A 21,741-nucleotide genomic window follows, 5' to 3' on the forward strand; every position below is an offset into this window, starting at 1 on the left:
GTGGCTATGGGTGATCGGCACGACTATGTCGCCCTGGAGTGGGTCAAAGGCGAAATCGCGGAAACGCTGAAACAGGCGCGCCAAGCCCTGGAGGCGTTCGTCGAGAATCCGCAGGATTCGACGCGCATGCGTTTCTGCCTGACCTATGTGCATCAGGTGCAAGGCACTCTGCAGATGGTCGAATTCTTTGGTGCAGCGCTGCTTGCCGAAGAAATGGAGCATCTGGTCCAGGCGCTTATGGATGGTCGTGTTACCAACCAGGGCGAAGCGCTGGAAGTGTTGATGCAGGCCATCCTGCAGTTGCCGGTCTACCTCGACCGTATTCAGACCGCACGGCGTGACCTGCCGATGGTGGTACTGCCACTGCTCAACGACCTGCGCGCAGCGCGCGGCGAAAAGCTGCTGTCGGAAACCAGTCTGTTTGCCCCGGATATGTCGCTGCGGGCGCCGCAGCTGTCCAGCGAGTCCCTGGCAGCACTGCGTACCAACGACCTGCCCGTTCTATTGCGCAAACTGCGCCAGATGCTGCAGATGGCCCTGGTCGGAGTGATCCGTGGCCAGGACATGGCGACCAACCTTGGGTATATGGCGCGGGTGTTTGCGCGTCTGGAGAACCTGTGCAAGGACGCGCCGCTTGGCGCCTTGTGGCAGATCGCTTCGGGAATCGTCGAAGGGCTGGCCAACGGCAGTGTGGTCAACGGAACGACGGTCAGGACGTTGTTGCGTCAGGTCGATAAAGAACTCAAGCGTCTGGTGGAACAAGGTGCGGATGGCATCAACCAGTCCGCTCCCGATGAGTTGAGCAAGAACCTGCTGTTCTACATAGCCAAGGCGCCCGCCCAGTCGCCGCGACTGCGCTCCCTCAAGGAGCAATACCGCCTTGACGAAGCATTGCCTGACAGTGACGTTATCGACGAAGAGCGCGCGCGTCTGGCCGGCCCGGACCGTGATGCCATGCGTTCAGTTGTTGGTGCCCTTTGCGAAGAATTGGTGCGGGTCAAGGACAGCCTCGACCTGTTCGTACGCAGCGACCGCAAGCAGGTTAGCGACCTCGACGCGCTGATGGCGCCGTTGAAGCAGATTGCCGATACCCTGGCGGTGCTTGGTTTTGGGCAGCCGCGCAAAGTGATCGCTGATCAGTTGGACGTCGTCCACGGCCTGTCGCTTGGTAAGCAGGAACCCAGCGACGCCGTATTGATGGATGTTGCCGGTGCGTTGCTGTATGTCGAAGCGACCCTCGCCGGCATGGTTGGCCCGGCCGACGATTCGGCACGGGAAGAAAGCCATCTGCCCACTACCGATGTTGCGCAGATTCATCAACTGGTCATCAAGGAAGCGCGCAACGGTCTGGAGCAATCCAAAGACGCGATCATCGAGTTCATCGCTTCGCAATGGAACCACGAGCATCTGGCGCGGGTGCCTGAGCTGCTGACCCAGGTCCGTGGCGGCCTGGCAATGATCCCGCTGACACGCGCGGCTGATCTGTTGAATGCCTGCAATCGCTACATTCAGGAGCAGTTGCTGGCGCGCAAGGCGGTGCCCAACTGGCAGAACCTCGACACCCTCGCCGACGCGATCACCAGCGTCGAGTACTACCTCGAACGTCTGGCCGAAGACCACGCGACTCAGGGTGACCTGATCCTCGATGTGGCCGAGGAAAGCCTCGAAAGCCTCGGCTATCCACTGAAGGAGAAACCGTCGATTCTTGACCGTGTCGAGCCACAGGATCTGTCGTTCTCGCCACTGTCCGACCCGCTGCATGACATCGAAGTACTGGCTGACGAACCGCTCCAGGCCTTTGCAGCCGATTTGCCATCGGAGCAGGACGAGCTCCCAGTGCCAGATATCGAAGTGTTGCCAGGTGATGAGCTGAGCGTCGAGTTTGCTGAACTGGCGGACGACTCTAGCCGCCCTATGGAACCGCTCGAAGCCAACTGGAGCGAGTTGCCGGCTGAAAGCGAGCTGGAACTGGTCGACTTCAGCGCCGACCTCGCTGGCGAGACAGAGCCGGCTGCGAAGTTCGAACTCGAGCCCGTAGAGGCGGCGGAGAGTGGCGAACTGACAGTGGAAGAATTCAACTTGGACGAGCTGGACAGCCCAGCCACCTGGGATGAAGCCGAATTCGCAGCGCTGGAACTGCCTGAGGTCGAGCTGCCCAGCGCACCGCTGGTGACCGAAGAGCTGCCGCAGACCCTCGATAAACCGCTGTCCATGGCCGATGTCATGGCCGCACCGGTGCAGGCGATCAACCCGCCGGCGCATGATGTCCCGCCGAGTTTGCTACCGCCCCCGGCCGATGAAGAGCCGATTGATGAAGAGTTGCTGGAAGTCTTTATCGAGGAAGTCGGCGAGGTGCTGGAAACCATTGCCGAGTATTTCCCGCAGTGGTGTGCCAATAGCGAAAACAAGGATGCCTTGACCGAAATCCGCCGTGCTTTCCACACCCTCAAGGGCAGTGGCCGCATGGTCCGGGCGCTGATCATCGGCGAGCTCGGCTGGTCGATTGAAAATCTGCTTAACCGCGTGCTGGATCGCAGCATTCAGCCTGGGCCTGAGGTCCAGCAGGTAATCGCCGACGTTGTCGCATTGATGCCTGCTCTGGTTGATGAGTTCGCCGCCAAGGCCCAGCGTCAGCGTGACGATGTGGACCACCTGGCTGCTACTGCCCATGCCTTGGCAAAGGGCCAAGCACTCCCAAAAACTAACGCCCCGGTAGAACAGGTAGCCGCGCCAGTGGGTGAAGGAGCGGCTGTCACCGCGACATATGAGGAAGAGCTGGACCCCCAACTGCTGGAGATTTTTCGTAACGAAGCTGAAACCCACCTTGATACGCTGGTCGCGTTTCTAGCCGACTGCGCGCAGGAGCTTCCGCAAGCCATCACCGACGACCTGCAGCGCGCGCTGCACACGTTGAAGGGCAGCGCCTATATGGCCGGGATAGTGCCGGTAGCCGAAATCGCCGCGCCGATGGAGAAACTGGTTAAGGAATTCAAGGCCAACTTGGTGCCGATGGACCTGGCAGAGGCCGAGCTGCTGAGTGGCGCGGAAAAGCTGATTCGCGTGAGCCTGTCCCAGTTGGAGACGCAACCCCTGGCACCATTGCCGGGTGCGAGCGAGTTTCTTGAGCGCGTGCAGAAGCTGCATCACGAACGCCTGGACGCTGCTCAGGTCAGCCGCGAAGGCGAGCTGGGCGAAACCCGCGACCCACAGCTGATCAGCATTTTCCTGGCCGAGGGCATGGATATCCTGCTCGACGCCGAGGACCTGTTGAAGCGCTGGCGCGAGCACCCATCGGAGCGTCAGGAACTGAGCGCGCTGCTGGAAGAACTCACCACCTTGAGCCGCGGCGCGGAAATGGCGGAGCTGCCGCAAATCGATGAGCTTTGCGAGGGCTTGCTGGACCTTTACGGTGCGGTTGAAGAAGGCAGTCTGGCTGTCAGCGAACGCTTCTTCAGCGAAGCCGAGCAGGCCCATGAAGCCTTGGTCAGCATGATGGACCAGGTCGCCGCGGGTCTTCAGGTCAGCGCGCGTCCGGAGCGGGTCGCTGCGCTGCGTAGCCTGCTCAGCGAGGCGCTCGACCCCGGCAAGCTGGCGCTGCTGTCGATCGACGGCGAAGCCGGTATGCAGATTGTCGAACTGGACGACGCCACTGCTTCGCTGCAGGAGGCCGACTGGTCGATCAATATGATCGATGCTGACGCGGCCGAGACGATCGAACTGGCGCCCGCCGAGGTCCCTGCCCAGGTCGAAGTGACTGCACTGGATGAAGTCGTACCGGCTCCAGCCCATGAAGTGCTGGATGCCGAGATGGTCGAAATCTTCTTGGAAGAGGCCGTCGACATTCTGGAAAGCGCCGGCCAGGCGCTCGAGCGCTGGCTCGCCGAACCGGACAATAAGGCTGCGTTGTCATCATTGCAGCGCGACCTGCATACGCTCAAAGGCGGCGCACGCATGGCCGAGATTCGACCGATTGGCGATCTCGCCCACGAACTCGAGTCGTTGTATGAAGGCCTGGTTGATCGCCGTTACAGCTATTCACCGTTGCTGGCTGGGCTGTTGCAACAAAGCCATGATCGCCTGGCGGTGCTGTTGGAACAGCTGCAGAACCGCGCGCTGCTGGAACAGCCAGTCGAACTGATCGAGGCAATTCGCAGCTTCCGCCAGGGTGGCGAGCCGACCTTGCCGGTTGCGAGCGATCTTGCCGATTCTGATTTCGAAGCCGAAGCCGAAGCCGAAGCCGAAGCCGAAGCCGAAGCCGAAGCCGAAGCCGACGAGTACGAGCCCGAAGCACACCTACTCGATCTGCCACCGCTCGCGCTGGTTGATGACGAGGTTGAAGAAGCGCCACTGCCGATCGAAAGCACGGCTGATGAGCTGCCAGAGCTGCCCGAACTAGGCGAGACCACGGCCGAAGGCGAAACCGAGACATTGCCGGTGGAGCCGGCACCCGCTGTCGTGCCGGTCGCACAAACGGCAGACGACGACCGAGATCCTGAGTTGGTCGAGATTTTTCTCGAGGAAGGTTTCGATATCGTCGACAGCTCGGGCGCGGCGTTGCAGCGCTGGATGGAGGACGTCGACAACAGCCTGGAGCTGGAAGCGTTGCAACGCGATCTGCATACCCTCAAGGGGGGTGCGCGGATGGCGGAAATTCGCGAGATCGGCGATCTGGCGCACGAACTGGAGTTTCTTTATGAAGGCCTTGGCCAGGGCCGCTTGCGTGCCAGCCAGGATCTGTTCGGTCTGCTCCAGGCCTGCCATGACCGCTTGGCCGAAATGCTTGAAGCTGTGCGTAGCAAGACCCCGATACCGAGCGGCGATGCGCTGATCGACACCATCAAGCGGTTTCGCGCCAACCCGGACGAGCAACTGAGCATGCCTTCATCGGTACAGCTCAAAGCCGTCAGCGAAAGCCAGCAGGATGATGATGCCGAGTCAGAAATTCTCGATATTTTCATGGAAGAGGCAGACGAACTGCTGGAAGCCATGGAGCACGCCATTGGTCGCTGGGAAAGCAGTCGCGACGACTCAAGCGCGATCGACGACATGTTGCGGGTGCTTCATACCCTCAAGGGTGGCGCGCGCCTGGCTGGGCAGAAGCGCCTAGGCGACCTGACCCATGATTTCGAACAGCACCTGACCGAAGCCCTGAATCAGGGCGCACCTTGGCCAGAAAGCGTGTTCGTGGATGTGCAATCGGCGTTTGAGGGCCTGCAAAAGGAACTCGATCAGTTGCGCGAGCGTTTGCACACCAGCTTGGCAGCCGACGTTGCAGCAATCCCTGAAGTAACTCCAGGTCCCGCTCAACCTAGCCTGACCACACCAATCGTTGCCGCCAGCACTGCGCCAGCGGCCGAGCTGGTGACGAAGGTGCTGCCGTTCGTTCGCCGTGCTCAGGAAGCCGCCCAGGAAGCTGCAGCGCGCCGCGCTCCGCAAGAGCTGGTCAAGGTCCCGGCGGAACTGCTGGAAGGCCTGGTCAACCTGGCGGGCGAGACCTCGATCTTCCGCGGTCGTGTCGAGCAGCAGGTCAGCGACTTCGGTTTCACCCTCAGCGAAATGGACGCCACCATTGACCGCGTGCGCGATCAGCTGAGGCGTCTGGATACTGAAACCCAGGCGCAGATCATCAGCCGCTACCAGGCCGAAGCCGAGCGCGTCGGTTATGAGGATTTCGATCCGCTGGAGATGGACCGCCATTCGCAGTTGCAGCAGTTGTCGCGCGCGCTGTTCGAATCCGCTTCTGACTTGCTCGACCTGAAAGAAACCCTGGCCGCACGTAACCGCGACGCAGAAACTCTGCTGCTGCAACAGGCGCGGGTCAACACCGAGCTGCAGGAAGGTCTGATGCGGACCCGCATGGTGCCATTCGACCGTCTGGTACCCCGGTTGCGCCGGATCGTGCGGCAGATTGCCGGCGAGCTGGGCAAGCAGGTCGATTTCGTGGTTGGCAACGCCGAAGGCGAAATGGACCGCACCGTTCTGGAGCGAATAGTCGCGCCCCTTGAGCACATGTTGCGCAACGCGGTCGACCATGGCATCGAGCCTGCTGCACTACGACGTGCAGCGGGCAAGCCGGACCAAGGCACCATCCGTTTAAACCTGGGCCGCGAAGGTGGCGATATCGTCCTCACGCTGTCCGATGACGGTGGCGGCATTCGTCTTGAAGCGGTGAAGCGCAAGGCAATCGAGCGCGGCCTGATGGACGAGGACTCGGACCTTACCGATCACGAAATCCTTCAGTTCATTCTCGAGGCGGGCTTCTCCACGGCGGAAAAAGTCACCCAGATATCCGGCCGCGGCGTGGGCATGGACGTGGTGCACTCCGAGGTCAAGCAGCTCGGCGGCTCCATGAGCATCGACTCGAATCCGGGTACTGGCACCACGTTCCGCATTCGCCTGCCGTTTACCGTATCGATCAACCGCGCGTTGATGGTGCTGTCCGGCGAGGACCTGTACGCCATTCCGCTGAACACCATCGAAGGTATCGTGCGCGTCTCGCCTTACGAGCTGGAAGCCTATTACGCACCGGACGCGCCGCGCTTCGAATACGCCGGTCAGGCGTACGAATTGCGCTACCTGGGTGACCTGCTGAACAACGGCCAGCAGCCCAAGCTGGTGGGCCAGAGCCTGCCACTGCCGGTGATCCTGGTTCGCTCCAGCGAACACGCGGTGGCGGTGCAGGTCGATTCCCTGGCGGGCTCCCGCGAAATCGTGGTGAAGAGCCTCGGCCCGCAGTTCGCCGGGGTGCACGGGATTTCCGGTGCGACCATCCTCGGGGACGGTCGCGTGGTGGTGATTCTCGATCTGCTGGCGACTATCCGTGTGCTGCACGCGCATCTGCTGACGCAACTGCAACCTCGTCTGGTGGCCAAAACCGCAACGGCCGAGGAAATCGAGGCGGATCGTCCGACCCTGGTCATGGTGGTGGACGACTCCGTCACCGTGCGCAAGGTGACCAGCCGCCTGCTCGAGCGCAACGGCATGAATGTGCTGACCGCCAAGGACGGCGTCGATGCCATCACCCAACTGCAGGAGCACAAGCCCGACATCATGCTGCTGGACATCGAGATGCCACGCATGGACGGCTTCGAAGTGGCCACTCTGGTGCGCCACGACGAGCGTCTGAAGGACTTGCCGATCATCATGATCACCTCGCGTACTGGTGAAAAACACCGCGAGCGGGCAATGACCATTGGTGTCAATGAGTACCTCGGCAAGCCGTATCAAGAGTCGCTGTTGCTCGAAACCATCACCCAACTGGTGGGTCGCCACCTGGTCAAGCGCACATGACGGATAAATCAGCAGCACGTATTGCCGTCATTGCCGACACCTCGCTGCAGCGCCACGTGCTGCAGCAAGCGTTGACCGGTAGCGGTTACCAGGTGGTTCTCAATAGCGACCCGGCGCGTCTCGACGAAGAAATGCTGAGCGCCTGCGAGACCGACCTCTGGCTGGTCGATCTGGCGCTCTCGGAAGACTCGCCGCTGGTCGACAGCTGGCTGGAGCGCGTCAGTGCACCGGTCCTGTTTGGCGAAGGCCATGCCCCGGAGCGTCATTCGGAGAACTACCCTCGCTGGGAGCGACGTCTGTTCGGCAAGCTGAAAAAGCTAGTCGGTGACCCATCCCTGGCGGTAGGGCCGAGCCTGCAGGCGCTGCTCGATGAAGCGCAGCGGCCAACCCGTCTGGACTTACCTCAGTCGTTGGCGGAAACACCCCTGGTTGCCGGCGAACCGGCGCGTCAGGTGTGGTTGCTGGCCGCTTCTCTGGGTGGTCCGGCAGCGGTCAAGAACTTCCTTGATGCGCTGCCCGGCGGCCTGCCGGTAGGTTTCGTCTATGCCCAGCACATCGACGCCAGTTTCGAGACGGCATTGCCGCAGGCGGTCGGTCGACACAGCCAGTGGCACGTCAATGCCGCTCGTCATGGCGAGCCAATCCGCTGCGGCGAAGTGGTTGTCGCGCCTATCAGCCGGGAGCTGGGCTTCGCCGACGACGGCGTGATGCAGATTTCCGAGCGCCCCTGGCCCGAGCCGTACAGCCCATCGATCGATCAGATGATGCTCAACCTCGCCCAGCACTTCGGCGGACTATGCGGCGTTATCGCTTTCAGCGGCATGGGCAGCGATGGCAGCGCCGCCGCGGCGTACGTTCGCCGGCAAGGTGGCTTGATCTGGACTCAGCGCGGCGACACCTGTGCCTGCCCAAGCATGCCGGACAGCCTGCGTGAAGGCGGTTACAGCAGCTACAGCGCAGACCCGCGCGAGCTCGCCGCGGCGTTCGTCAATCATCTGGCCGAGCAGTGCAGTTAACCTGAGGCAGCGCCTCGCATAGGACGTTTCAATGAGCCAAGCCGTAGCCACCACCAGCAGCGTCAACAGCCTGACCGGCCTTATGGTGCCGCTGTCCGACCGGATGCTGTTGCTGCCCAACGTGGCGGTCGCCGAATTGATTGCGTATCGGGCACCGCAGGTCAGTGCGGGCATGCCTGACTGGTTTCTCGGGCAGATTGCCTGGCGTGATCTGCATCTGCCGCTGCTCTCGTTCGAGGCGGCCTCGGGCGGCCAGGCGACGCTCGCGGCGGGTGCGCGGGTGGCGGTGATCAACGCCCTCGGCGGGCGGCCCACCGTCAAGTTCATCGCGCTGCTGGTACAGGGGATTCCGCGCTCGACCAAGGTCGGCAGCGACCTGTTGCGCGCCGATGTCGCACTTGCTCCGCTGGAGCTTGAGGCCGTCAGTATTGGCGAAGAAATCTTGCGGATTCCCGATCTGATTGCCCTCGAGCAGAAGCTGGCGGATGCCGGTCTGATCGAATAAGCGTCACGACGAAAAAGCCCGCAGATGCGGGCTTTTTTCTGGGCGTGCAATCTCTCCGTTGCGCCCGCGGGCTAGAAATCTCCCCATAGCTGCTGGGCCACGCTCAGCGCAACGACCGGCGCAGTCTCGGTCCGCAATACCCGCGGCCCCAACTTTGCAGAATGAAACCCGACACTTTGTGCCTGCGCGACTTCCTGGTCGCCGAGTCCGCCCTCCGGACCGATCAGCATCGCCAAGGACTCTGGTCGGGCGTGGCTGGTCCAGGGTTGCGCCTGTGGATGCAGCACCAGTTTCAGTGCTGCCTCGGTCTGCTGCAGCCAGTCGTCAAGCAGGATCGGGGCATGAATCAGCGGAATCACCGAGCGCCCGGACTGCTCGCACGCGCTGATCGCGATTTGCCGCCAATGGGCCATACGCTTGTCGGCGCGCTCGTCCTTGAGGCGAACCTCACAGCGCGCGCTGATGATCGGGCTGATCGCCTGTACGCCCAGCTCGGTGGCTTTCTGGATCGCCCAATCCATCCGCTCGCCGCGTGACAGCCCCTGGCCGAGATGGATGGCGAGGGGCGATTCAGGTAAGCCGCCAAAGGTTTCGCGCAGCTCGACCCTTACATTCTTCTTGCCGACTTCAACCAGTTCGCCGAGAAACTCCTGGCCACTGCCGTCGAACAGCTGCACGGCGTCGCCGACCGCATGCCGCAGCACGCGGCCGATATAGTGGGCCTGGGCTTCCGGCAGCTCGTGCTGGCCGAGGGACAGGGGGGCGTCGACGAAGAAGCGGGATAGGCGCATAGGAGGCGAACCTGGAGCAAAGGCGCAAATTCTAGCCGTAGGGTGCGCCGTGCGCACCGATATATGTAGGGTGGATGACGCTCTTTTCATCCACCAGGCTACCGCCGCGGTGGATGGGTAAAGCGTCATCCACCCTACCTATGTACTGCTGTACTTAGCCCGGATCGCGAAAGCCCGGGTACAGGGCATTGCCTTGCGCCACGCTGACCGAGGTGCGGGTGGCGATGTCGATACCTTCACTGGCAACTTCAGCGAGAAAATCGATCTGTTCGGGGGTAATCACGTAGGGCGGGAGAAAATACGCCACGTTGCCGAGCGGGCGCAGCAAGGCGCCACGTTCGAGCGCGTGCTGATAAACCTTGAGTCCACGGCGCTCCTGCCAGGGGTAGGCGGTCTTGCTGGCCTTGTCCTGCACCATCTCGATGGCCAGGGCCATGCCGGTCTGGCGCACCTCGGCGACATGCGGATGGTCGGCCAGGTGCGCGCTGGCGCTGGCCATTCGCGCGGCTAACGCCTTGTTGGCTTCGATCACATTGTCCTGCTCGAAGATATCCAGGGTCGCCAGGGCCGCCGCGCAGGCCAATGGGTTGCCGGTGTAGCTGTGCGAGTGGAGGAAGGCGCGCAGGGTCGAGTAGTCGTCGTAGAAGGCCTGATACACCTCGTTAGTGGTCAGGCAGGCCGCCAGCGGCAGGTAGCCGCCGGTGAGGGCCTTCGACAGGCAGAGGAAGTCTGGACGGATACCCGCTTGTTCACAGGCGAACATCGTACCGGTGCGGCCGAAGCCGACGGCGATCTCGTCGTGGATCAGGTGCACGCCATGGCGATCGCAGGCTTCACGCAGCAGCTTGAGGTAGATCGGGTGGTACATGCGCATGCCGCCCGCGCCCTGGATCAAAGGCTCGACGATCACCGCCGCCACTTCATGGGCATGCTCGGCCAGGGTCTGTTCCATATGGGCGAACATGGCCCGTGAATGCGCTTCCCAGCTCATGCCTTCGGGGCGCAGATAACAGTCCGGGCTCGGTACCTTGAGGGTGTCCAGCAGCAGTGCCTTGTAGGTATCGGTGAACAAGGCGACATCGCCGATCGACATGGCTGCGATGGTTTCGCCGTGATAGCTGTTGCTCAGGGTGACGAAGCGCTTCTTCGCCGGTTTGCCCATGTTGAGCCAGTAATGAAAGCTCATCTTCAGCGCGACTTCGATGCAGGACGAACCGTTGTCGGCGTAGAACACTCGATCCAGGCCCGCCGGCGTCAGCTTGACCAGGCGCTCGGACAGTTCGATCACCGGCTGATGGCTGAAGCCGGCGAGAATCACATGCTCCAGCTGGTCGACCTGATCCTTGATGCGCTGATTGATGCGCGGGTTGGCGTGGCCGAACACGTTGACCCACCAGGAACTGACGGCGTCGAGGTAGCGTTTGCCGTCGAAGTCCTCCAGCCACACGCCTTCGCCGCGCTTGATCGGCACCAGTGGCAGGTGCTCGTGATCCTTCATCTGCGTGCAGGGGTGCCACAGCACGTTCAGGTCGCGGCGCATCCAGTGGTCATTCAGGCTCATCGAAACGCTCTCCAATCATCTGCGGCAAGCCTATCAGATGCTCCCGCCGCGATGTGCGGCACCGCTGAGGTCGCAACCGCTCGTTGCTCACGAAACGCGCAGGCTCTAGACAGGCGCTTTTCGCGTTTTAAAGCGCAGTGAAGGTGTTCATCCGAGCAGCGAAAGGCGACTTGCAACAATCGTATTTCCTGATGATTCAAAGCGAAATTTTCCGCTTTAAGTCGATAGGTTTGTTGCTAACCTTGCCGGATTGTTTTCCATGGACGTTCACCATGCAGTGGCGCAATTCTTCTGCTCGTTACGGCGTGATCAGTGTGATTCTGCACTGGCTGGTCGCGGTCGCCGTGTTCGGGCTGTTCGGCCTGGGTTACTGGATGGTGGGGCTGGACTACTACAGCACCTGGTACCAAACCGCGCCGGACCTGCATAAGGGCATCGGTATTCTGCTGTTCGGCGTGATGCTCGGCCGGCTGGTCTGGCGCTGGTTCAGCCCGCCACCGGCGAGCCTGCCTAGCCACGGCAGGTTGACCCGCCTGGGCGCCAAGTGGGGCCATGCATTTCTGTATATCGGCCTGTTCGTGCTGATGCTTTCCGGCTACCTGATTTCCACCGCCGATGGCCGTGGCATCAGCGTGTTCGGGTTGTTCGAAGTGCCCGCGACTATCACCTCGATTGCCGATCAGGAGGATGTCGCCGGCCTGGTGCATGAATACCTGGGCTGGGCGCTGGTAATTTTTGCGGGTATCCACGGCCTTGCCGCGCTCAAACACCATTTCATCGACCGTGATCGCACGCTGGTGCGCATCTTCGGCCGCTAGCGGTATCGGGCGCGGCGTGTCGCCTGCGTCAATCTCAACTCACAAGGAGAACGTTCATGTTGAAGAAAACCCTCGTTGCACTCGCACTCGGTTCCGCGCTGCTCGGCGCCGGCCAGGCTTCGGCCGCCGATTACGCCATCGACAAGCAAGGCCAGCACGCCTTCGTCAATTTCAAGATCAGCCACCTGGGCTACAGCTGGCTGTATGGCACGTTCAAGGACTTTGACGGCAGCTTCAGCTTCGACGCCGCCAAACCGCAGGACAGCAAGGTCAACGTGACGCTGAACACCTCCAGCGTTGACACCAACCATGCCGAACGCGACAAGCACATCCGCAGCGATGATTTCCTCAACGTCATCGAGCACCCAACCGCGACCTTCGCGTCCACGTCGGTCAAATCCACTGGCGAAGGCACTGCCGACATCACTGGCGACCTGACCCTCAATGGCGTGACCAAGCCGGTGGTGATTGCCGCCAAGTTCATCGGTGAAGGCAAGGACCCATGGGGCGGCTACCGTGCCGGCTTCGAGGGCAGCACCACGCTGAAACTGAAAGACTTCGACATCAGCAAAGACCTGGGCCCAGCCTCGGAAAGCGTCGAGCTGATCATCTCGGTTGAAGGTGTACGCCAGTAACCCTGGCTCGATGGGTTAACCGCGCCGCGGCTTGACCCATCACGGTTGCAGACGTCTAGTGCTGCACAAACAAAAACGCCGCCCATCAGGCGGCGTTTTCATGTGCGCGAATCAGTCTTCGCGGCTGCGCGTCAGCAGGGCGGGTTTCTCGCCCCGTGGCCGCGAGTTGGTGAGCTCGTCGAGCTGCTCGGGCGTCGGGAAGCGATCGAGTCGCGAACCCTTGTGCACGATCACCGGCTGCTTGTCGCTCGGGGTCTTTTTCGGGCCTTCCTGACGCGGCAACTCGTCGCGGTTCAGCGACGTGGTGCGCGTGTCGCGAGGCGGACGGGCACGGCCGGAACCGTTGCGCGCCGGGCCACCGGTTGATGAGCCCTGACGCCGGCCTTTGCCGCTCGCAGCACCATCGCCGCCGCCGCGTGGTTTGGCCGGACGTGCCGCCTGACCGACACCGTTGCTGGCGCTTGGGCCTGTAGCAGGCGCACCGGGCCGACGGCCACGGTTCTGCTGCTTGCCCTGGTTCGGGCTCACATAGTCGGCACGGTTGCCGAAATTATCGATTTCATCGTCGCGAAACTCATCCGGCGCGCGGTCCGGAGGGAGTGCGGGCACGGCCGGCGCGGCGGCACGTCCCGAGGACGAGCTGCGCGGCTGTTGGCTGCGACCGCCTTGTGGCTTGCTGCGATTGTTGTCGCGGCCGCTGTCCTTGCCCTTGTCCTTGCGGCCACCGCCGTGGCGTTCGCCTTCCGGCTTGGCCCCGCGCGGTTGGCGCGGCTTCTGCGGCTCGCGCACTTCCGGGCGCTCGGCCTCGACCTTGCTGACATCGAAGCCCAGCATGTCGCCATCGCTGATGTTCTGCTTGGTCATCCGCTCGATGCCGCGCAGCAGCTTCTCTTCGTCCGGTGCGACCAGCGAAATCGCCTCGCCGCTACGGCCAGCTCGGCCCGTACGGCCAATGCGGTGAACGTAGTCTTCCTCGATGTTCGGCAGTTCGAAGTTGACCACGTGGGGCAGCTGATCGATATCCAGGCCGCGCGCGGCGATATCGGTAGCCACCAGGATGCGGACCTTGTTTGCCTTGAAGTCGGCCAACGCTTTGGTGCGGGCGTTCTGGCTCTTGTTGCCGTGGATCGCCACGGCCGGCAGGTTGTGCTTGTCGAGGTATTCGGCCAGGCGGTTGGCGCCGTGCTTGGTACGGGTGAACACCAGCACCTGTTCCCAGGCCCCGGCAGTGATCAGGTGAGCCAGCAGGGCGCGCTTGTGGCTGGCCTGCACGCGGAACACGCGCTGTTCGATGCGCTCGACCGTGGTGTTCGGCGGCGTGACTTCGATGCGCTCGGGGTTGTGCAGCAGCTTGCTGGCGAGATCGGTGATGTCCTTGGAGAAGGTCGCCGAGAACAGCAGGTTCTGGCGCTTGGTCGGCAGCTTGGCGAGGACCTTCTTCACGTCATGGATAAAGCCCATGTCGAGCATGCGGTCGGCCTCGTCGAGCACGAGGATTTCCACGTGCGAGAGGTCGATGGCCTTCTGGTTGGCCAGGTCGAGCAGGCGGCCAGGGCAGGCGACCAGTACGTCGACACCCTTGGCCAGGGCTTGGACCTGCGGGTTCATGCCAACGCCGCCGAAGATGCAGGCGCTGACGAATTTCAAATCGCGGGCATACAGCTTGAAGCTGTCATGCACCTGGGCGGCCAGTTCGCGGGTGGGGGTCAGTACCAGCACGCGCGGTTGTTTTGGGCCATGGCGCTGTTCGCGATCCGGGTGACCGTTGGGGAACAGTCGCTCGAGGATCGGCAGGGCAAAACCGCCTGTCTTACCTGTACCCGTCTGGGCTGCCACCATCAGGTCGCGACCTTGCAACGCGGCGGGGATGGCCCGCTGTTGCACCGGAGTGGGTTGGGTGTAGCCGGCGGATTCGACCGCACGGACTAAAGCCTCGGAGAGACCGAGGGAGGCAAAGGACATGTGTAATCCTGTCTAGTGAGGGCTTGGCCCTATGGGGTGTATTGCCTGGCTTGAATCGCGTTTGGGGGACGCAATCCCGTCCGGTACTGCTGGCCTCTGGGGGCTAGCATCCGGGCGCAAGCCTGGCGGGAAGGCCCGAGTATAACAGAGCGGCCGGTCTGTGCGAGCGTCAGGCTGCCCGGCGGTTTGGGGCCGCCACGGGTAGCTCAAGACTGCGCTCGCAGCTTGCGGATGGCGGTCAGGTGACCAGTCGGTAGCAAGGTACGTAAGCGCTGTTGCCAGGCAGTTTCATCCGGTGCTGGTCGACGAACGACTGCAGCAGACGATCCAGCGGCTGCATGATTTCCCGATCTCCGGCGATCTCGTACGGACCGTGCTGTTCGATCAGGCGGATGCCCTTGTCCTTGACGTTGCCGGCGACGATCCCGGAAAACGCCCGGCGCAGGTGCGCGGCCAGCAGGTGCACCGGCTGGTCGCGACTCAGGCGCAGGCTGGCCATGTTCGCGTGAGTCGGTTCGAAGGGATGCTGAAAACTCTCGTCGATCTTCAGCAGCCAGTTGAAATGGAATGCGTCGTTGTGGGTGCGGCGGAACTGGGTGACTTCGGCAATGCCCTGGGCCATCTCCCGCGCGACCTGGCTGGGGTCGTCAACGATGATGGTGCAGCGCTGCTGTGCTTGAGGGCCGAGGGTGGCGCCGACGAAGTCATACAGTTGCTGGATGTAGGCGGTGGCGCTCTTCGGCCCGGTGATAATCAGCGGAAAGGGAACGGCTTCGTTGTCCGGGTGGGTCAGAATGCCCAGCAGGTAGAGCAGTTCCTCGGCAGTGCCGGCGCCGCCTGGGAAGATGATGATGCCATGGCCCACGCGGACGAATGCCTCGAGGCGCTTTTCGATATCCGGCAGGATCACCAGCTCGTTGACGATCGGATTGGGCGCCTCGGCGGCGATGATGCCCGGCTCGGTCAGGCCCAGGTAGCGGCCATGCACGTTGCGTTGTTTGGCGTGGGAAATGGTCGCGCCCTTCATTGGCCCCTTCATCACGCCCGGTCCGCAGCCGGTGCAGATGTCCAGACCGCGCAGACCCAGCTCGTGGCCCACGGTCTTGGTGTACTTGTATTCCTCGGTGCTGATCGAGTGACCGCCCCAGCACACCACCATCTTTGGCTCGACGCCTGCCCGCAGCGTGCGGGCATTGCGCAGCAGGTGGAAGACGTAATCGGTAATGCCCTGGGAGCTGCTGAAGTCGACCCGCTGATTCTCCAGTTCGCTCTGTGTGTAGACGATATCGCGCAGGGCGCTGAACAGCATTTCCCGCGTGCTGGCGATCATTTCGCCGTCGACGAAGGCATCGGCAGGGGCGTTGATCAGCTCCAGACGGATGCCGCGGTCCTGCTGGTGAATGCGGATTTCGAAGTCCGGGTAGGCTTCCAGGATGGTCTTGGCGTTGTCGCTGTGCGACCCGGTATTGAGGATCGCCAGGGCGCATTGGCGGAACAGCGAATAGATGCTGCCCGAGCCAGTCTCGCGAAGCTGCTGCACTTCGCGCTGCGACAAGGTTTCCAGGCTGCCTTTGGGGGTTACCGTGGCGTTGGTGGTTTTACGTGTGGCCATTGCGGCGCTCCATGTGTGTTACCGCTTAAGCCATACGTGGCTATCGCTCGGTCAGTTGTGGCCTGAGTGCGGCTGCGCGGGTCGGGTCGGCCTCGACGGGTGCCCTCTGCCGGGCCTTGTGACCCGTGCAGCAGAAGAAAAGTGCCGCACTCCGCAACGCGGATGCGGCATGAACGGGTCAGCGTGGCAGCTTGAGGTTGTTCCAGATCGCCAGGCTCGGCTCGGCCTGGTTCAGGGTGTAGAAGTGCAGCCCAGGCGCACCGCCCTGCAATAGGCGTTCGCACATCTCACTGATGACCTGTTCGCCGTAGGCCTGGATGCTGTCGATATCGTCGCCGTAGGCTTCCAGCTGCTTGCGAATCCAGCGTGGAATTTCCGCGCCGCAGGCATCGGAGAAGCGCGCGAGCTTGCTGTAGTTGGTGATCGGCATGATGCCCGGCACCACCGGAATATCCACACCCAGCTTGTGCACGCGGTCGACGAAGTAGAAGTAGCTGTCGGCGTTGAAGAAGTACTGGGTAATCGCGCTGTCCGCACCGGCGCGGGCCTTGCGCACGAAGTTGGCGATGTCGTCTTCGAAGTTGCGCGCCTGCGGATGCATTTCCGGGTAGGCGGCGATTTCGATATGGAAATGATCGGCGGTTTCTTCGCGAATAAAGCTGACCAGCTCATTGGCGTAACGCAGCTCGCCGCTGGCCATGCCCATGCCGGACGGCAGGTCGCCGCGCAACGCGACTATGCGTTTGATTCCCGCATTGCGGTACTGGGTCAGCAACTCGCGCAGCTCGGCTTTGCTGTCGCCAACACAGGACAGGTGCGGCGCGGCCGGTACCTTGATCTCGCCATCGAGCTGCAAAATCGTGTTCAGCGTGCGATCGCGGGTGGAGCCCCCGGCACCGTAGGTGCAGGAGAAGAAATCGGGGTTGTAGCCCGCCAGTTGGCGCGCCACGTTCATCAGTTTTTCATGCCCGGCTTCGGTCTTGGTGGGGAAGAACTCGAAGCTGTAACGGCGTTCTTGGCTCATGGGGTTTCTAGCCTTGGAGACGTAGGGTGGATGGCGTTTTTCCATCCACCGTGCGGGAAGTCGGCGGTGGATAAGCCATGGGCTTACCCACCCTACGCATTAGTAGCGGTAGGCGTCCGGCTTGAACGGACCTTCGACGGTCACGCCGATGTAGTCGGCCTGCTGCTTGGTCAACTGGGTGACCACGCCGCCGAAGCCCTTGACCATTTCCAACGCCACTTCTTCGTCGAGTTTCTTCGGCAGCACTTCCACGGTCAGCCGCTCGGCTTTTTTGTCAGCCGGCAGGTCGGCAAACTTCTGGCCGTAGAGGAAGATCTGCGCCAGCACCTGGTTGGCGAACGAGCCGTCCATGATCCGGCTTGGGTGGCCCGTGGCGTTGCCCAGGTTAACCAGACGGCCTTCGGCCAGCAGGATCAGGTAGTCATCGTTGTGCGGATCGAAGCTGCCAGCGCCGGTACGGTGGATCTTGTGCACCTGTGGCTTCACCTCTTCCCACGCCCAGTTCTTGCGCATGAAGGCGGTGTCGATTTCGTTGTCGAAGTGACCGATGTTGCAGACGACGGCGCGCTTCTTCAGGGCCTTGAGCATGTTGGCGTCGCAGACGTTGACGTTACCGGTGGTGGTGACGATCAGGTCGATCTTGCCCAGCAGCTGTGCGTCGATGCTGGCGGCGGTACCGTCGTTGATGCCGTCGATGAACGGCGAAACCACTTCATAGCCGTCCATGCAGGCCTGCATGGCGCAGATCGGGTCAACTTCGGTGACCTTGACGATCATGCCTTCCTGACGCAGCGATTGTGCCGAGCCCTTGCCCACGTCGCCGTAGCCGATGACCAGCGCCTGCTTGCCGGACAACAGGTGGTCGGTGCCGCGCTTGATCGCGTCGCTCAGGCTGTGGCGGCAGCCGTACTTGTTGTCGTTCTTGCTCTTGGTTACCGAGTCGTTGACGTTGATCGCCGGGATCTTCAGCTCGCCCTTGGCCAGCATGTCCAGCAGGCGGTGTACGCCGGTGGTGGTTTCTTCGGTGACACCGTGCATGCGCTCAAGCATCTGCGGGTATTTCTTGTGCAGGATTTCGGTCAGGTCGCCGCCGTCGTCGAGAATCATGTTGGCGTCCCATGGCTTACCGTCCTTGAGGATGGTCTGCTCGATGCACCACTCGTACTCTTCTTCGGTCTCGCCCTTCCAGGCGAATACCGGGATGCCAGCGGCGGCAATGGCAGCAGCGGCCTGGTCCTGAGTCGAGAAGATGTTGCACGACGACCAGCGCACTTCGGCGCCCAGTGCGACCAGGGTTTCGATCAGCACGGCAGTCTGGATGGTCATGTGGATGCAGCCGATGATCTTCGCGCCCTTGAGTGGCTGCTCGCCGGCGTATTTGCGGCGCAGGCCCATCAGGGCAGGCATTTCGGATTCGGCGATGATGGTTTCGCGACGGCCCCAGGCGGCCAGGGAAATGTCGGCGACCTTGAAATCATTGAAACCGGCAGGCGTCAGTACAGCACTCATAAATGAGTTCTCCATTCGTTGTCTTCGAATGGGCGCCGTTGATGCGTATGGTTAACGCCCTGTTCGAGCCTGACAAATCCCGTCTTGCGGGTTTGCTGCAGCGCCCCTCGAACAGGTGGCGGGCGCGAGCGGAGCTGGCCGCGCGCGTGAAGCCTGCGAAGTATAGCCAGGCTGGCGGATAAGCCCAAGGCTTTCTATCGGCGGTGGCAATTGCCGGGTGTCTGGTGCAGGCTTCGAGGGTTCCCCTCATTGCCCGGAGTTGCCATGACGCTTGCTTACTGGTGTGTGCTGGTCGCGCTGTTTCTGCCGTATTTGTCCACCGTCACCGCCAAGGCGGTCAGCGGCGGCTTCAATCCTAAACACAATTACGATCCGCGGGCCTTGCTCGACAATCTCAGTGGCCTCGGTCGGCGCGCCAATAATGCCCAGCTCAACAGTTTCGAGGTCACCCCGGCGTTTGCCGCGGCGGTGATCATCGCCCATCTGGCCGGTGGCGCCGAGCAGGCTCTGCTCGATCAGCTCGCCATCGCTTTTGTCGTCAGCCGTGTGCTCTATCTGATCTGCTACCTAGGCAATTGGGCGGCTGCGCGCTCCCTGGTCTGGTTCGTGGGGATGGGGCTGATCGTCAGCCTGTTTGTGGTGTCGGCCTAAGTCGACTTGGCGTACGGCCAAGGGGTGGCGATACTGGCGGCCCCCTGCCTGGTCCGTTGCCGTAGATGAAGGTGATATGAAGTTAAAGACCCTGATCCCCCTGATGTTCGCCATTGTGCTGCTGAGCGCTTGCGGTGGAGTCGACCCCAACTCACCTCAGGGCCAGCGGCAGGCGATCTTCAAGCAAATGCTGAAAGTCAGCGAAGAGCTCGGCGGCATGCTGCGTGGGCGTATCGCATTTAAGGAGCAGCGGTTTATTGAGGGTGCTGCCCAGCTTGATCAACTGAGCCGTACGCCTTGGCAGCACTTCCCCCAGGTGAAGGAAGAGGGCGGTGAAACCCGCGCCAAGGATGAGGTCTGGCAACGCCAGGCACGGTTTCAGCAGCTGGCGCGCGAGATGGAGGTCAGCACGGCGGCACTGGTGGCGGCGACCACGATCAGCCCACTACACCGTGCCGACCTGGTCGCGCCAATGCAGCGGGTCGAAGACGGCTGCAAGGCCTGTCATGAAGAGTTTCGCGCGTTCTAGCGGCTCAAAAGCCGCGGATTCCCGCCTGCTGCAATTGAGCCCGTAACGCCAGAACCTCTGGATGGCGGAAAAATGCCTGCAGCTGGGTTGCCCGACTTGGGCCCACGCCTGGCTGTTGCTGCCAGTCCCCATGGCTGCGGCGCGCCAGTTCATCCCAGCTTTCCGGTAGCGCCGCGTCGCCGCTTGGCGGCAGGCCCAGCGCGCGCAGCCAGGCGCTCAACGGGCGTTGCCGGGCCAGGGCGAAGCTGGCATTGAGGGTGCTGGCGCTGCGTGGCCCAAGGCCGGGCGTCGCCCGCAGCTGCGCTTCGCTCAGGTGCAGCCAATCGAGCAGGCCGTCCAGGTGCTGTGCGCGCAACAGCTTTTCCCAGGTTCCAGGGCCTACGCCAGGCAAGGCCAGACCCTGTTTGCCGCTGAGCCAGGCGAGGCGTGCGCGAAACTGGCTGGCACAGGCCGGTGTGGCGCGCCAACAGCTCAGTGGGTGGTAGTCGGCAGCGTCGGGGACGGCCAGCTCGACCCGCGCCTGGGTGCGCCAGAGCACGTCATCGAGTTTGGGGATAGTCAGGCCGGCGAGGCGAATGGACACCTGATCGCCAGGGCGAATATCCAGCGTTTCCCAGCGTTGCAGCGAGCCGGCGCTGACAAACTCGATACGGCGGTCATCCAGCTTGATCGGTTGCAGGCGCAGCACCGGCGTGATGCGGCCGCTGCGGCCTATTCTGAAATCCACCGCCCTGACCACCGCCAGCGCCTGGCTGAGCGGGTATTTCCAGGCCGCGGCCCAGTGCGGCGGTTGCGCCTGCCAGCGCGCCGCCGCGGGCCGGCTGCCCTGGCGCAGGACGATACCGTCGCTGGCGAAGGGCAGCGGGCTTTCGTACCAGCGCTTGCGCCATTGCTGGGCGGCCTTGGCATCGGCCACCGGCTGGCTGAAACCCAGGGTATCGCTGAAGCCGAGCTCGCTCAGCCGTTGCAGGCGCTGGCCCATCTGCGCCGGGCCATCGGGCCAGTCCCAGATGAACAGGCCAATGCCGGCCGCGCTCTGCTGATCAAGCTGCTGGCGCGCCATCAGTCCCGCTACCGTGCCGCGTGCGCCCAACCCGCCAGAGCGAGCCTGTACATGGTCGTGCAGGCGCCAGTACAGCTCGCCTTGCAGTACCGCATCCAGGCGTTCGGGCAACTGCGCCGGGATGGCCGCTATCAGCCGTGCATTGGCGGTCCAGTCCTGGCCGTTACGGCCGTCGCCACGGCTGATGGCTTGCTGCAGCTGGCCATCGCGGTAGACCAGAGTGACCGCGACGCCATCGACCTTGGGCTGCACCCAGAGATCCGTCCTGGAGGTCATCCAGGCATCCACCTCAGTGCGGTCGGCGAGTTTATGCAGGCCGGTGTGGGCCACCGGGTGCGCCACCCGACCCGCGCTGCTGGCCAGCGGCGACGCAGCGGGTACCTGCAGTGTGGGGAAGCAGCCCTGCCAATGCTGCAACTGCGCGCGGGCCTGGTCGTAGAGTTCATCGGCGACCAGTGCGACTCCCTGGCGGTGATAAGCGTCATCCCACTGAGACAGTTGTGCGGCAAGGGCGGAGAGTTCTGCCTGGGCCTGCGCTGCGGGCCAGTCGGGGCAGGGCGCGGCATAGCCGAGCGGGGCGAGAAAAGGCAGGAATACCAGGGGCCAGGCTTTCATCATGAGCATCCTTGCTCGAGGGGTACGCTGACAGCCTAGCCGGTTTTCCACGGCCGGCTCGGCTGTTGTGGTTTTCAGTTGGATGCTTGGCCATCTGCTGCGATTTGCCAGCCGATGGTCCAATAAAATGGCTCTGTCCCCGTAGTCTGTTGTGCTCAGG

14 protein-coding genes and 1 riboswitch are annotated in these 21,741 nt (G+C 62.6%); of the genes, 7 read left to right on the plus strand and 7 right to left on the minus strand.

Going from position 1 to position 21,741, the window contains the following annotated elements; all coding sequences use genetic code 11:
- Positions 1-6 precede the first annotated feature (6 nt).
- The 3 genes from ACX0MV_RS02310 to ACX0MV_RS02320 are packed head-to-tail and all read left to right on the plus strand — an operon-like array spanning position 7 to position 8,811.
- Positions 7-7,290, plus strand: coding sequence for a hybrid sensor histidine kinase/response regulator (locus ACX0MV_RS02310; protein WP_458981741.1), 7,284 nt, complete (start codon positions 7-9; stop codon positions 7,288-7,290).
- Positions 7,287-8,306, plus strand: coding sequence for a chemotaxis protein CheB (locus ACX0MV_RS02315; protein ID WP_458980878.1), 1,020 nt, complete (start codon positions 7,287-7,289; stop codon positions 8,304-8,306). The genes ACX0MV_RS02310 and ACX0MV_RS02315 overlap by 4 nt, the downstream gene beginning before the upstream one ends.
- Positions 8,307-8,337: 31 nt before the next feature.
- Positions 8,338-8,811, plus strand: coding sequence for a chemotaxis protein CheW (locus tag ACX0MV_RS02320; protein ID WP_458980879.1), 474 nt, complete (start codon positions 8,338-8,340; stop codon positions 8,809-8,811).
- A gap of 71 nt (positions 8,812-8,882) precedes the next feature.
- On the opposite strand, the gene ACX0MV_RS02325 is transcribed toward ACX0MV_RS02320, so the two are convergent.
- Positions 8,883-9,602 carry a 16S rRNA (uracil(1498)-N(3))-methyltransferase gene (locus ACX0MV_RS02325; protein ID WP_458980880.1) on the minus strand — a complete coding sequence of 240 codons (720 nt, stop codon included), beginning with the start codon at positions 9,600-9,602 and terminating at the stop codon, positions 8,883-8,885.
- 154 nt (positions 9,603-9,756) lie between these two features.
- Positions 9,757-11,163 carry an adenosylmethionine--8-amino-7-oxononanoate transaminase gene (locus tag ACX0MV_RS02330; protein ID WP_458980881.1) on the minus strand — a complete coding sequence of 469 codons (1,407 nt, stop codon included), beginning with the start codon at positions 11,161-11,163 and terminating at the stop codon, positions 9,757-9,759.
- 272 nt (positions 11,164-11,435) lie between these two features.
- On the opposite strand from ACX0MV_RS02330, the gene ACX0MV_RS02335 reads away from it, so the two are divergent.
- Together ACX0MV_RS02335 and ACX0MV_RS02340 are read left to right on the plus strand one after the other, a co-directional pair.
- Positions 11,436-11,981 (plus strand): cytochrome b, encoded by a 546-nt coding sequence (locus tag ACX0MV_RS02335; RefSeq protein WP_458980882.1) that lies wholly within the window; start codon positions 11,436-11,438, stop codon positions 11,979-11,981.
- Between the two features lie 56 nt (positions 11,982-12,037).
- The gene (locus ACX0MV_RS02340; RefSeq protein WP_458980883.1) at positions 12,038-12,616 is read left to right on the plus strand and encodes a YceI family protein; all 579 of its coding nucleotides are present in this window, start codon (positions 12,038-12,040) and stop codon (positions 12,614-12,616) included.
- 111 nt (positions 12,617-12,727) lie between these two features.
- On the opposite strand, the gene rhlE2 is transcribed toward ACX0MV_RS02340, so the two are convergent.
- The 4 genes from rhlE2 to ahcY form a co-directional block, all read right to left on the minus strand.
- Entirely contained in the window at positions 12,728-14,578 is a 1,851-nt protein-coding gene (rhlE2, locus tag ACX0MV_RS02345; RefSeq protein WP_458980884.1) for an RNA helicase RhlE2, read from the minus strand.
- Positions 14,579-14,816: 238 nt separating this feature from the next.
- Complete coding sequence (gene ppnN, locus ACX0MV_RS02350; RefSeq protein ID WP_458980885.1) at positions 14,817-16,190, minus strand: nucleotide 5'-monophosphate nucleosidase PpnN; 1,374 nt, start codon at positions 16,188-16,190, stop codon at positions 14,817-14,819.
- Positions 16,191-16,368: 178 nt separating this feature from the next.
- Positions 16,369-17,214 carry a methylenetetrahydrofolate reductase [NAD(P)H] gene (metF, locus tag ACX0MV_RS02355; protein WP_458980886.1) on the minus strand — a complete coding sequence of 282 codons (846 nt, stop codon included), beginning with the start codon at positions 17,212-17,214 and terminating at the stop codon, positions 16,369-16,371.
- A 99-nt stretch (positions 17,215-17,313) separates the two neighbouring features.
- Positions 17,314-18,723 (minus strand): adenosylhomocysteinase, encoded by a 1,410-nt coding sequence (gene ahcY / locus ACX0MV_RS02360; protein WP_458980887.1) that lies wholly within the window; start codon positions 18,721-18,723, stop codon positions 17,314-17,316.
- A 23-nt stretch (positions 18,724-18,746) separates the two neighbouring features.
- A riboswitch (S-adenosyl-L-homocysteine riboswitch) is annotated at positions 18,747-18,838 on the minus strand.
- A 149-nt stretch (positions 18,839-18,987) separates the two neighbouring features.
- Here ahcY and ACX0MV_RS02365 point away from each other — a divergent pair.
- Together ACX0MV_RS02365 and ACX0MV_RS02370 are read left to right on the plus strand one after the other, a co-directional pair.
- Positions 18,988-19,374 carry an MAPEG family protein gene (locus ACX0MV_RS02365; RefSeq protein ID WP_458980888.1) on the plus strand — a complete coding sequence of 129 codons (387 nt, stop codon included), beginning with the start codon at positions 18,988-18,990 and terminating at the stop codon, positions 19,372-19,374.
- Positions 19,375-19,450: 76 nt separating this feature from the next.
- Positions 19,451-19,903, plus strand: coding sequence for a c-type cytochrome (locus ACX0MV_RS02370; RefSeq protein ID WP_458980889.1), 453 nt, complete (start codon positions 19,451-19,453; stop codon positions 19,901-19,903).
- 4 nt (positions 19,904-19,907) lie between these two features.
- Here ACX0MV_RS02370 and ligB read toward each other — a convergent pair whose 3' ends face one another.
- A complete protein-coding gene (ligB, locus tag ACX0MV_RS02375) occupies positions 19,908-21,590 on the minus strand; it encodes an NAD-dependent DNA ligase LigB (RefSeq protein WP_458980890.1) in 1,683 nt (560 codons plus the stop codon).
- Positions 21,591-21,741 lie beyond the last annotated feature (151 nt).

This window comes from Pseudomonas cistanchae, from assembly GCF_054483635.1.